Origin of the sequence: Salipaludibacillus sp. HK11 (assembly GCF_047795645.1) — a bacterium.
GTDB lineage: Bacteria > Bacillota > Bacilli > Bacillales > Salisediminibacteriaceae > Salipaludibacillus.
On record NZ_CP181045.1, the window covers coordinates 1,758,534 to 1,771,831 of the forward strand.

The 13,298-nt window shown below is 37.4% G+C and carries 13 protein-coding genes and 1 other annotated feature; all 13 genes read right to left on the bottom strand.

The features are described 5' to 3' along the window. Positions 1-68 precede the first annotated feature (68 nt). Positions 69-614 (bottom strand): bifunctional pyr operon transcriptional regulator/uracil phosphoribosyltransferase PyrR, encoded by a 546-nt coding sequence (pyrR, locus tag ACM26V_RS08670; protein WP_416151023.1) that lies wholly within the window; start codon positions 612-614, stop codon positions 69-71. A gap of 238 nt (positions 615-852) precedes the next feature. Then, a complete protein-coding gene (locus ACM26V_RS08675; protein WP_416151024.1) occupies positions 853-1,764 on the bottom strand; it encodes an RluA family pseudouridine synthase in 912 nt (303 codons plus the stop codon). 1 nt (position 1,765) lies between these two features. After that, a complete protein-coding gene (lspA, locus tag ACM26V_RS08680; RefSeq protein ID WP_416151025.1) occupies positions 1,766-2,233 on the bottom strand; it encodes a signal peptidase II in 468 nt (155 codons plus the stop codon). Positions 2,234-3,518: 1,285 nt separating this feature from the next. Next, complete coding sequence (gene ileS, locus ACM26V_RS08685; protein ID WP_416151026.1) at positions 3,519-6,281, bottom strand: isoleucine--tRNA ligase; 2,763 nt, start codon at positions 6,279-6,281, stop codon at positions 3,519-3,521. A 152-nt stretch (positions 6,282-6,433) separates the two neighbouring features. After that, positions 6,434-6,677: a binding site (T-box leader), on the bottom strand. A gap of 81 nt (positions 6,678-6,758) precedes the next feature. Continuing rightward, complete coding sequence (locus tag ACM26V_RS08690; protein ID WP_416151027.1) at positions 6,759-7,262, bottom strand: DivIVA domain-containing protein; 504 nt, start codon at positions 7,260-7,262, stop codon at positions 6,759-6,761. 78 nt (positions 7,263-7,340) lie between these two features. Then, positions 7,341-8,114, bottom strand: coding sequence for an RNA-binding protein (locus ACM26V_RS08695; protein WP_416151028.1), 774 nt, complete (start codon positions 8,112-8,114; stop codon positions 7,341-7,343). A 17-nt stretch (positions 8,115-8,131) separates the two neighbouring features. Further along, positions 8,132-8,395, bottom strand: coding sequence for a YggT family protein (locus tag ACM26V_RS08700; protein ID WP_416151029.1), 264 nt, complete (start codon positions 8,393-8,395; stop codon positions 8,132-8,134). A gap of 21 nt (positions 8,396-8,416) precedes the next feature. Further along, positions 8,417-8,842: a cell division protein SepF gene (locus ACM26V_RS08705; protein ID WP_416151030.1), complete on the bottom strand. Its 426-nt coding sequence runs from the start codon at positions 8,840-8,842 to the stop codon at positions 8,417-8,419. Positions 8,843-8,858: 16 nt separating this feature from the next. Next, positions 8,859-9,542, bottom strand: coding sequence for a YggS family pyridoxal phosphate-dependent enzyme (locus tag ACM26V_RS08710; RefSeq protein ID WP_416151031.1), 684 nt, complete (start codon positions 9,540-9,542; stop codon positions 8,859-8,861). Between the two features lie 342 nt (positions 9,543-9,884). Then, positions 9,885-10,148 (bottom strand): YlmC/YmxH family sporulation protein, encoded by a 264-nt coding sequence (locus tag ACM26V_RS08715; RefSeq protein WP_416151032.1) that lies wholly within the window; start codon positions 10,146-10,148, stop codon positions 9,885-9,887. Between the two features lie 317 nt (positions 10,149-10,465). Then, on the bottom strand, positions 10,466-11,254 hold the full coding sequence (gene sigG, locus ACM26V_RS08720; protein ID WP_416151033.1) for an RNA polymerase sporulation sigma factor SigG: 789 nt from the start codon (positions 11,252-11,254) through the stop codon (positions 10,466-10,468). A 124-nt stretch (positions 11,255-11,378) separates the two neighbouring features. Then, on the bottom strand, positions 11,379-12,098 hold the full coding sequence (sigE, locus tag ACM26V_RS08725) for an RNA polymerase sporulation sigma factor SigE (protein WP_416151034.1): 720 nt from the start codon (positions 12,096-12,098) through the stop codon (positions 11,379-11,381). Positions 12,099-12,147: 49 nt separating this feature from the next. After that, positions 12,148-13,056, bottom strand: coding sequence for a sigma-E processing peptidase SpoIIGA (gene spoIIGA / locus ACM26V_RS08730; RefSeq protein ID WP_416151830.1), 909 nt, complete (start codon positions 13,054-13,056; stop codon positions 12,148-12,150). Positions 13,057-13,298: the final 242 nt, after the last annotated feature.

The following is a 13,298-nucleotide window of genomic DNA, read 5'->3' on the forward strand; positions in this document are numbered from 1 at the left end:
AAACAGGCACTAAAGCGCCTCTAGTTACAGAGGAAGAATATACCCCTTTTCAGCCTCTCCGGACTGGGTTAAAGGGAGGTTTTTTGTGTGATGATTACTTCTTCTTCTCCATCTACTTCTATCAATTTAGCTTCGACTACTTCATTTTTCGATGTAGGAACATTTTTACCAATAAAATCTGGACGAATCGGTAGTTCACGATGCCCACGATCAATTAATACAGCTAGCTGTATTTGTGAAGGTCTCCCCAGATCCATGATCGCGTCCAAGGCGGCACGGACAGTCCTTCCCGTGTAAAGGACATCATCTATAAGGATCACTTTTTTATCGGTAACCAGATTACTTATGTTCGTCCCTTTTAGTTCTGGCTGCTTGTCTTTCGTCTTATGAGTTAAATCATCTCTATAGAGAGTAATGTCAACTTCTCCAGTGCTAACTTTCTCACCTTCAATTTCTTCAATCCTCTCAGCTAAACGTCGAGCAATGTATACGCCTCTCGTTTTTATTCCGACAAGGATGCAATCTGAGATGCCTTTATTCCGTTCAATAATTTCGTGAGCAATTCGAGTAAGCGCTCGGCGAATCGCTTGTTCATCTAATATCGTTTTTGACATCTCGCTCACCTCGTTTCTTTCATCATAAACCCTTGGAATGAAAGGGAAATAACATCATAGTTGACATAAAAAACCCTCACGCCGATCAGCGAGAGGGGAATTATACTATCATTATTCTCAAGAGCATACACGAATGCTCCTAGAATACCGATACCCTTCTCAGCCTCACGGGACTGCGTTTAAAAGGTGCTTATTCATCTATTAGTATTATTTCATGCTACCTTGTTTCTGTCAATAGCTATATCTTTTTCACTTCTTTTAAACAAGCTTTGAAATCTTCTGGTACCGGGGCTCGAAATATCATTTCTTCGTTTGTTCGTGGATGAAAGAACCCTAAAAGCTCGGCATGTAACACTTGACCTACGATCGGAAACTTATTTTTTTTCCTTGGACCATATTTTGGGTCTCCAACAATTGGAAAACCAATATACTTCATATGTGCTCTAATTTGATGCGTTCTTCCTGTTTCTAATTCACAAGCAACATGTGTGTGATTGTCAAACCGTTCGACTACCTGAAAATGTGTCACAGCGTCTCTAGAATGATGTTCTGTGACCGTCATCTTTTGCCGATCTTCCGGATCACGTCCGATTGGAGCATCAATTGTTCCTTTATCGTGCGGAATCACACCTATTACTAATGCTTCATAACGTCGTTTTGTAGTTTTATTTTTCAATTGGTCAACAAGTGATACATGAGCCAGGTCATTTTTTGCGACCATAAGCAGCCCTGACGTATCTTTGTCTATACGGTGTACGATTCCCGGACGTACAATCCCATTAATCCCTGATAAATCATCGCAATGAGCCATTAATCCATTAACGAGGGTTCCTGACGGATGCCCAGGTGCAGGGTGAACAACCATACCTCTCCGTTTGTTAACAACAATGACATCAGAATCCTCAAATATTATATCCAAGTCCAAGTCTTCCGCTTCCACTTCCAACTCTTCAACATCAGGTTCTTCAATGACAACTTCATCATCAACTTTAACTTTATAATTACTTTTGATTCGTTTTCCATTTACTTTGACATGTCCATCCTGAATCCAGTATTGCACATGACTTCTCGACCAATTAGGATTTTGCTCAGCGATCCATTTATCAATACGAATCGCTTCTTCTTCTGATATAAATGTATGTGTGTTCATTTTATGACTTCCTCTGCTTTTGCTTTTTTTCTTCTTTAAACACGTGAATCATTAACATTATAACCCCAACAACGAGTGCCGAATCAGCTACATTAAAAATCGGGAAATTGTAAGAAAAGATATATACATCAATAAAGTCCACTACGGCACCTTCTAAAACACGGTCAATAAAGTTACCAATTGCTCCACCTAAAACAAGACCTAATGAAATACCGAACCATCGTTCCCCTTTTGTGTGTTTCTGAATATAATATGACACACCAACTACGACACCTACGGTAGCAATAAAAAACAACCATAACTGACCTTGCAATATTCCAAAAGCAGCGCCAGCGTTACGATGTGACGTTAAGTAAAGGACATTTTCTATTAGTGGAATGCTTTCGCGGATTTCCATATATTGAACGACCAGCCATTTTGTAAGTTGGTCTAAAATAATTACTCCTAGAGCAATGAGATAGTATACCAAAGACAATCTCCTCCATTCAAACTGTTTATATGTACCCTATGCATTTTAGCACAGCCACAGTCATCAGACAATTGAAATATGTAGTACAAAGTACTTTAGATGTATTTTATTTTATAATAAATGTTGTTTAGTGTTCATGATAAGTCTTTATAAAATTGTTTTCGTAGCTAGTTTTTTTTCGGTTCTATTCCTCTAACGGTCCGAATCCTTCTCTTATTCGGACCGTTTTCTCATTCTCTACCTTCTAGCGGTTCGAACCCTTCTCTTATTCGGATCGTTTTCTCAATCTCATCCTTCTAACGGTTCGAATCCTTCTCTTATTCGGACCGTTTTCCCATTCTCATCCTTCTAACGGTCCGAATCCTTCTCTTATTCGGACCGTTTTCTCATTCTCATCCTTCTAGCGGTCCGAATCCTTCTCTTATTCGGATCGTTTTCTCAATCTCTACCTTCTAACGGTCCGAATCCTTCTCTTATTCGGATCGTTTTCCCATTCTCATCCTTCTAACGGTCCGAATCCTTCTCTTATTCGGACCGTTTTCTCATTCTCATCCTTCTAACGGTCCGAATCCTTCTCTTATTCGGACCGTTTTCTCATTCTCATCCTTCTAACGGTCCGAATCCTTCTCTTATTCGGACCGTTTTCTCATTCTCATCCTTCTAACGGTCCGAATCCTTCTCTTATTCGGACCGTTTTCTCATTCTCTACCTTCTAACGGTCCGAATCCTTCTCTTATTCGGATCGTTTTCTCATTCTCATCCTTCTAACGGTCCGAATCCTTCTCTTATTCGGACCGTTTTCTCATTCTCTACCTTCTAGCGGTTCGAACCCTTCTCTTATTCGGATCGTTTTCTCAATCTCTACCTTCTAACGGTCCGAATCCTTCTCTTATTCGGACCGTTTTCCCATTCTCATCCTTCTAACGGTTCGAATCCTTCTCTTATTCGGATCGTTTTCTCAATCTCTACCTTCTAACGGTCCGAATCCTTCTCTTATTCGGACCGTTTTCTCATTCTCATCGTTCTAACGGTCCGAATCCTTCTCTTATTCGGATCGTTTTCCCATTCTCATCCTTCTAACGGTCCGAACCCTTACAGATAAACGTTAAATTGCTACATATAGACTGCCAATTCGTACATAAAAATCAATGCTTCCGACACATAACATATTTCGACATAATTCGCAATGTGTTCACTGGCTCTCCTTATGACGATGATACCAAAAACTAAAAATCAATTAAAAAAGGGTGCCTCCTATTTTTTAGAAGGCACTCTTCCTTTATTACTATTCGTAATGATTCACGATCGTATCAGTACAATCTAGGCACAACCCAGGATGGTCAGCATTTGTTCCTAGTTCAGTCGAAACGATCCAACAACGTTCACACGTCTCACCCTCAGCACGCATAATTGCAACGGATAAGTTATCGTAGGCTTTCGCTTCCGTCGAAGCATCAGCACGATTGCCAACGATTGTCGCTCCAGAAGTAATGAAAAGTTTATTCAAATCATCAATTGATTCTAAAAGCTCTCGATCTTTTCCATTCGCATAAACGTTAACGTGAGCATGAAGAGTTTTCTTGATCCCCTGCTCATTTCTCGCATCTTCTAACGCCTTTAATACGTCATCTCGTAACACCATGAAACGGTCCCACTTATCACAAAGCTCTGATACACCTTCGTACGATTGCACTTCAGGCATATCCGTTAATTGAACGCTATTTTCCTTAACCGCTGGAATGTGTTTCCACACTTCATCTGCAGTATGAGAAAGAATTGGTGAAAGAAGCTTTACAAGAACAGAAATTGTTTCATACATAACGGTTTGAATACGACGACGACCAAGATCGTCCGCATGCTTAATATAGAGAGTATCCTTGGCAATATCCATATAAAATGAACTTAGCTCGATCGTACAAAAGTTGTGAACTTTGTTATAAACTGCAGCAAATTGATACTCTTCGTATCCTTTTTTGACATCGCGAACTAAATCATTTAACTTCACCATCATATATTTATCGACTTGTGAAAGGTTTTCAAACGGAACAGCATTTACCTTTGGATCAAAGTCGTGTAAATTCCCAAGAAGAAAACGAAATGTGTTGCGAATCTTACGGTACACTTCTGCAACTTGTTTCAAAATATCGTCTGAGACTCTTACGTCAGCTTGATAGTCTGCAGAAGCAACCCACAAGCGTAAGATATCAGCTCCTAGTTGTTTCATGACTTTATTCGGAACAACTACGTTTCCGATCGATTTGCTCATCTTCTTCCCTTTACCATCTAACGCAAATCCATGACTAATAACCGATTTAAAAGGCGCTTTTCCCGTCACTGCGACTGCAGTAGATAAAGATGAATTAAACCAACCACGATATTGGTCAGAACCTTCAAGATAAACATCTGCCGGTCGAACGAGATCGTCTCTCTCTTCTAAAACTGCTTGGTGAGAAGAGCCTGAATCAAACCATACATCCATGATATCTGTTTCTTTTGTGAATGTTCCGTTCGGACTCTGCTCAGAAGTAAACCCTTCTGGGAGTAAGTCTTTCGTATCCCACTCAAACCAAATATTTGAACCATGTTGCCGGAACAAGTCAGAAACATGTGTGATCGTCTCATCATTGATAATCGGCTGTTCATCTTCCCCATAAAAAACTGGGATCGGAACGCCCCATGCACGTTGGCGAGAAATACACCAGTCTCCACGGTCTCGAACCATATTAAACAGCCTCGTTTCGCCCCACTTAGGTAACCACTCCACTGCTTGAACTTCTTCTAGTAACTGTTCTCTGAAATCTTTAATTGATGCAAACCATTGAGCTGTAGCACGAAAAATGACAGGTTTCTTCGTACGCCAATCATGTGGATATGAATGTGTGAAGAAATTCAATTTCAATAATGCTCCTACTTCTTCCAATTTTTCAGAAATTGGCTTATTAGCAGCATCGTAAAATAAACCTTCAAACATCGGCGCTTCGTCTGTAAAAACACCTTTATCATTGACTGGACATAAAACATCTAACCCGTAATGTTGTCCAACAATATAGTCATCTTCCCCGTGTCCAGGTGCTGTGTGCACACAACCTGTACCAGCCTCTGTTGTGACATGATCTCCAAGGATAACGAGAGATTCTCTCTCATATAAAGGGTGCTTCGCTTTAATATTTTCTAACTCTGCCCCTTTGAACGTATCAACAATCTCATTCGTTTCCCATTCCAGTTCTTTTTCTAACGTCTCAATCAGATCTTTTGCTACGACTAATTTACTACCATTCACCTTTACAACTGCATAAGTTAATTCTGGATGCAAAGCGATCGCAAGGTTTGCTGGAATCGTCCATGGTGTTGTCGTCCAGATGACAAACTTCTCATCTCCTGATAAGACACCTTTTCCGTCCATCACATCGAATGCAACATAAATCGATGGAGAGCGTGTATCATGATATTCAATCTCCGCTTCAGCCAAAGCAGACTCGGAAGATGGGGACCAATAAACAGGTTTTTTTCCTTTATAAATGTACCCCTTCTTTGCCATATCCCCAAAAACTTTAATCTGTTGCGCTTCATATTCATGGGTCAAAGTCACATATGGATTTTCCCAATCTCCTCGTACTCCTAGTCGTTTAAATTGTTCACGTTGGCTATCGATCTGTACCAAAGCATATTCCTCACACTTTTTACGGAATTCTGCAATCGATAATTTTTTACGGTCTACTTTCCCTTTTTTCGTCAAAGCTGTTTCGATTGGAAGACCATGTGTATCCCAACCTGGTACGTAAGGTGCATGGAAACCGCTCATTGATTTATAGCGAACAATAAAGTCCTTTAAAACCTTATTTAACGCATGACCCATGTGAATATCACCATTTGCATATGGAGGACCGTCGTGTAATACAAATAACGGTCTGCCTTTTGTTCGTTCTTGTACTTTTTCATAAATTCCCATTTCATTCCAATTCATCTGCATTTCTGGCTCCCGATTCGGAAGGTTTCCCCTCATCGGAAATTCTGTTTTTGGCATCAATAATGTCTCTTTATATTCCATCGTTATTCCTCCTGATTTCTATACTTCATTTATGCGGTACTATTCATGAAAGCTTACCATGACATAACACTTATAAACCTAGACTCTGTTAAGCACCTTTGCTGATTCTTAAAAAATCACCAATTAGCTAAACAAAAAAACCTCCTCATCCACATAGGGACGAGAAGGAAAACCCGCGTTACCACCCTTATAAGTATTGTCTTCATAATAAAAACAATAACTCACTCAGCATGACATATCGGTCATGAACCGGCATAATTTACTAAAAAAGACTACTCTTTTTGTTCAGTATGCAGCTCCAGGGGGATATTCAAAATAGATAGACATCGGTCTCACACCGTCACCGATTCGCTTTAGTCACCATTCTATTTTTACTAGCCCTTTCAACGCTATTTATTAAAATCTTAGCAAAGAATTTCTAACCTTAATCATATCATTTACAGTATAAGATACATTCATTTTCTTCGTCAAGAATGTTTATATGTTTTCATATGACTCTTCTTCATCTTTTTCAGTAGCAGTCTGACTTAAATCATCCCAATCATCTGTGTTTAACATTTCTAATTGCGCTTCTAATAACATTCTAAAGCGTGTCCGATAAACAGATGCCTCTTTCTTCAATTCTTCTATCTCAAGTGCGACTTTTCTTGACTTACCAAGAGCTTCATTGATAATTCGATCGGAATTTTTTTCTGACTCTTTAATAATCAATTTCGCCTCTTTATCGGCATTTCTCGTAACACCCTCGGCTGTTTCTTGAGCAACGAGGATTGATTTGTTCAACGTCATTTCAATGTTAGAAAAATGAGTCAATTTGTCTTCCAATTCTTGAACACGATCATATAGTTCCTTCTTTTCACGCATAACCATTTCGTAATCTTTAATAATTTGATCTAAAAATTCATTGACTTCGTCCTCATCATAGCCTCGAAATCCTCTTGTAAACTCCTTGTTATGAATATCTAAGGGAGTTAATGGCATATGAAAAACACCTCCGAATGTTAGTTAGTATGTATCATATTTCGACATAACCAAGCAAGAACCCTTTTAAAAACAAACTTATTTAGGAAATCCTAGAACAAGTCTTTGTTTCCCTTTTTTCGTTTCACCATTTTTTTCCATTAATTCACATCTACCTTGTCCTTTCATTGAAAGGACATCTCCCTCTTCTAATTGATACGAGGGATCAACAACAACTTTCCAATTGACTTTTACACTTTCACTTACTATTTGCGGTTTCACTTTAGATCTTGAAATACGAAACGCCTCTGAAATAACTGTATCCAATCGCATCGAAGACACTGTAACAAATGATTCTTCTAACATCTTAACTTGCTCGATCACTTGATCATCAGGTATCGGTTCTAATTCGATTTTAGCCTTTCCTACTGATTGAAAGTTGACGAGTATATAATCAGCTACTTCTTGTGACATAATAATTTGGAACCTTCCTTCCTTGGAAAGAATGTCACCAAACTTATCACGCTTCATTCCTATGCTCATCAAGGAACCAAGAATTTGCGGATGTTCGATCGTAACAAATTTGCTAGGATAATGTAATTCAAATGCACAAACTTGAAAGTCATCTTTTTTAGGGGTTAAATAATCAGGATAAAGAAGTGCTCTCTTTCTTTCAGCACTCTCATGGCCACCCCAAAAACTTACATTAACTTCATCAGAGTTTCCAATTAATGATAGTAGCATTTTTTGTTGCCTTGGATCTAAAAAATCTGTTATCTTCGATCGATATTCTAGTTCAACTAAAGATTTCCAATCGACAACTTGATCAACAAAAGCATGCTCATCTTTACGATAATGCTCGTAAATAGACATTAAAAACACTTCCTACTTTAAATAATAAGAGAGAATAAGTATCTTACTCCATCCATCGCAAAACGAAGCGAAAATATTGCAACAAGTGGTGAAAGATCAATCATTCCTAATGGTGGAATAATTTGTCTGAAAGGAGCAAAAAATGGTTCAACTATTTTACTTATCGTTTGACCAAAGGCTGACTCTCTAGAATTTGGGATCCACGACATAAAAATATATATAATACAAACAAACCAATAAAGGCGCATGCCTGTTAAAATAATCTCTGCAACAACTGCCACTTTTATCACCTTCCCTTACTTCTATGATTCTTGAAACATTTCTGAAATCGATCCTGTTACATCTACATTATCAGGTGTACAGAGAAAAATGCAATTACCAAGCTTTTGAATATCCCCACCAATAGCGTATACTGTTCCGCTTAGAAAATCCACAATTCTTTTTGCTTGATCTCTTGAAATTCGCTGTAAATTAATTACGACAGCCTTACGATTTTTCAATTGGTCTGCTATTTCTTGTACTTCGTCATAACTGTGTGGTTCAAGAAGAATCACCTTAGCCTGGCTCTGGACACTACTTAAACTAACTATATTTCCTTTGTCTTTTCTTTGTTTACTTTCTGGAGTATGGAAGTCTGTTTCTTTAAACTCTTCGTCCACTTCTTCCTCATTCTCATTATATTCATCATCAAGTTCAAAAAAACGTTGAAATTTTCTTTTTAAGGTCATGATTTCACCTCACCTTTTAGTTTTCTTTTCCTACAAGTGATGATCCGACCCGAATAAATGTGGCCCCTTCTTCAATTGCTATTTCATAATCATTAGACATTCCCATGGACAATTCTTGACAAGGAGCGTGTAGCCACTTCTTTTCTTTTACTTCTTCTTTCAACTGACGTAGTTTTTTAAAAGCTGGACGGAGACTTTCCGTATCTTCTACATAAGGTGCCATCGTCATCAATCCAACGACTTCAATCGAATCGAATTTTTTTAATTCCTCAATAAAGGAGGTAACTTCATTAGGAGCAATTCCTGATTTGGATTCTTCTCCAGTCACATTCACTTGAACAAAACATTTCATTTTACGACCTTCACGCATGCGATGATCAATTTCTTTCGCTAAAGAAAGACGATCGAGTGAATGAATATAATCAAATGCATGGATCATCTTTTTTACTTTCTTTGATTGCAAGTTTCCGATAAAATGCCACCCTACGTTATCACCTATCGCATTCCATTTATCTAAACCTTCTTCAATACGGTTTTCACCAAGATGTTTAATACCAGCGATTACTGCTTCATTCGCCGTTTCAATCGACACATATTTCGTCACAGCAATAATTTTTATATCTTCTGGATTCCTATTTGATCGTTGACAAGCTTCACTAATAGATGCTTGTACATTTTTAACATTCTGTTTAACTGACAATCGACAAACTCCTTTCGTGACGGATATAAAAAGCACATGCGCTTTGATAAGGGACTTTGAAGCTGAAGTTAGTCGAGTGAAATCCTCCAAGCGGAAAGTCACATGGGGCTAAACAACACCCCATAAATGATTTACTCTTTTTGTCACTGTGTTCTAGTTCTTCTAATGTGATAAATAACCTATCATTCGAATTATTTTATGATTATCATATAATAAACTCTCTTAAAGTATAAAGAAATTTGTTCAATCAAGCAATGGTTTCCATTAAGGATCTCGAAATTGTTTGGAAAAAGATAGTTTTTGTCATTTTGTTGTTGTTCATGGACTTTATATTTTGGGGCATTATTCTTTACCTAAATGTTCTGAAGCCCCTCTTCTTTCTAAACGCACAAGAATAACATCCGACCCTATTTTTACAATGTTTTTCCAAGGAACAATCGTCTCTTCATCCCTCTGAAACAAACTTTTCATTCTTCCTCCACCAATAATAATTGCTTCTACGCGACCTTTTTCCAAATTGATATCAATATCAGTAAGATGACCTAGCAATGTGCCGTCAGCTAAATTTACGATATCTTTCGACTGAAGCTCTGACATATTTAACATTTTCTAATCCCCTTTCTTATCCCTGTCCTTCATTAATCTTATGCTTCATACGGATTAGATATAATCTAAAGTTAGACGATGATTGCCTTATTACAATTTCTATTTATGCATGAGTTATGGACACTCCGGGAGGAAGATACACGTTGAGTGTCTTGAAAAGAGAGACATAAGTATACCTAATCTGGTCAACACATTAGAAAAACTTGGCTTGTCGCCAAGTTCTTCATGGCGAAAGGCTTATTTTATCTAATATTTTAATCCTTTAACGAAAGTAGACATTCTTAAAGTACTAAAAAAATAACCTGGTATTTCCCAGGTTATTCGCCAGCGTGCTTATTCATTTGATTAATTGCTGCTTTCTCTAAACGAGAAACTTGTGCTTGAGATATTCCAATTTCATCGGCAACTTCCATTTGTGTTTTTCCTTGGAAGAAACGCATATCTAAAATTGTTTTTTCCCTTTCATTTAAACGAATCATCGCTTCTTTCAAAGCAATTTCTTCAATCCAATTAGAATCTTTCAGTTTGTCATCACTTATTTGATCCATCACATAGATCGGGTCCCCACCATCGTTATAAATCGGTTCAAATAATGAGACTGGATCTTGTATCGCATCCAAAGCAAAAACTACTTCTTCTTTGGGAACTCCTAGCACTTTCGCAATTTCTTGAACAGTTGGCTCTCCTTCCCTTTTCTTTTCACTCATGAGGTTGTCTCGAACTTGAAGTGCCTTATAAGCAATATCACGCAACGATCTCGAAACTCGAATAGGGTTGTTGTCTCGTAAATACCGCCTAATTTCCCCAATAATCATAGGCACCGCATAGGTAGAAAATTTTACATTCTGTCCAAGATCAAAATTATCAATTGATTTCATCAACCCAATACACCCAACTTGAAAAAGGTCGTCAACATATTCTCCCCTATTATTAAAACGTTGGATAACACTCAACACTAAACGTAGATTTCCGTTAACGAGTTCTTCTCTCGCATCAGGATCATCTTCTTCTTGCATTTTTTTAAAGAGAATACGCATTTCTTTGTTTTTTAACACAGGTAGTTTGGACGTATCTACACCGCAAATTTCCACTTTATTTCGTGACAATGGATTCCCTCCCATCAGGAGATAGTTACAGAATCAGTATCTCCTCAGGAGGGAAATTTATGCAGACTAGCTTATTCGAAAAATAAAGATTACTGCTTAAACCTAAGCGGGAGAATCGTTCACGCTATATCATTTTATTAAATTCTTTTTGCAGACGTTTGATGATCCTCTTTTCTAACCTTGATATATAAGATTGTGAAATCCCAAGCATGTCTGCTACATCCTTTTGTGTTTTTTCTTCCTCTCCAGCGAGTCCGAATCGAAGTTCCATAATCTGTTTTTCACGGTCATTTAAAGAAAGTAGAGCTTTAACCAGTAATTTTCTATCTACTTTTTCTTCCATTCCTTTTGTAATAATATCTTCCTCTGTACCTAAAACATCAGATAATAAAAGTTCATTTCCATCCCAATCAATATTAAGCGGTTCATCAAAAGACACTTCTGATCTTAATTTATTATTTCTTCTTAAATACATTAAAATTTCATTTTCAATGCATCTTGACGCGTATGTGGCAAGTTTTATCTTTTTTTCAGGGTTAAACGTATTTACAGCTTTGATTAGGCCGATTGTTCCAATACTTATTAAATCTTCAATATTAATTCCTGTGTTCTCAAATTTACGTGCAATATAAACAACAAGACGCAAGTTTCGTTCAATTAATATAGCTCGAACAGATTCATCACCGTCGGGAAGTTTTCCTAGTAAATAAGCTTCCTCATCTTTTGATAATGGGGGCGGTAGTGCTTCACTTCCACCTATGTAATAAACTTCATTGGACTTCAATCCAAATTTCGCAAGTAATCGATACCACAATAATTTGATACGGATCATATTCTTTTTCATTAAATCTCCTCCTTGAGTGGTTTGATAGTCTTGGAATCATTTTGAATGATCAGGCCTGTTTTCTTTTTTGCATCATAGTGGGATGAAGCAAACAATCATACTCACCGTTCTCTCCAAGAGATTTATTACTTAATCCAACTAACGTCTTGGAGCAGTCAAAGGCATTCTCACCTTCATAAACAGTGACTTTATCGGGTCTAACAGTCCATATAAATTGTTGGTTACTTCCAATCGTTCGATAGGGGACAAGAGAGATTTTCCCTGCGAATTTTTCTGGTATTTGCTGAAAGTCATTCGGTTTCGCCATAGAAAGTAGAAATAATTCCTTAGGAAATTCGTTTGATACTTTTGTCATATCTATAATCATGACTGGTTTTTTGGAGAATGGGTCCGTCAACTGATTTCCACTATCAACAAAACCTTTAAGATCATAAACCTGATCATCTATTTGAATACTAACGTCCATTGTTTCTTCATAGCGGATTGTCACTGCCTCAACGGAATCAAATCTCTTTTTTGCATAGAAGAACATGAAAGGGAATCCTACAATCACAAACAACCAACTTATTGGACTACCAAATTGGTTTCCCCTTGTTGCGAAAGTACCTTGAATAAATGAATGATCAACTTGTAGGAAAAAGTGAAGTCCTATAAGCCCCCCTCCAACTGCAAAATTAACAAAATAAAACATAAGTAAGGCTTGGACAAATGAGCGAAATTGTTGAAAACGAAATGTAATTAAGAGAATAAAAACAGAATAGATTCCCTTCATTATCGGGTGAGTCATAAATGCTACTTGCGGATAAAATAAAAATACAATATACATTGAAGCAAACAATGCCCCTAAAAAAAATCTTAGTTTGGTCGTTCTTTTCTTTAAAACAAAAGAGGTAAGCATAAGCAATAACAAATCTACACAAAAATTTAGTAACCAAATAATGTCCAGATAAATCGTCATTACTGCCACCGTCCACCCTCGAATTTAAGGATAAGTATATCTCACTAAAACAACTAAGTCTGTCACTATTTGACACACTAAACATACTTATTTTAGTTTTTTTTAGATGATTTTGTCATGAACTCCTTTGAATACTGTTAGATGGGGATTCGGACGTTCATCACTTATTTGAAGATACGTAATTTGGAGCTACAAGCATCTTCTGCAGTTTATTTTCTTTTGTTGCAGTTGTGCCCCTTCTG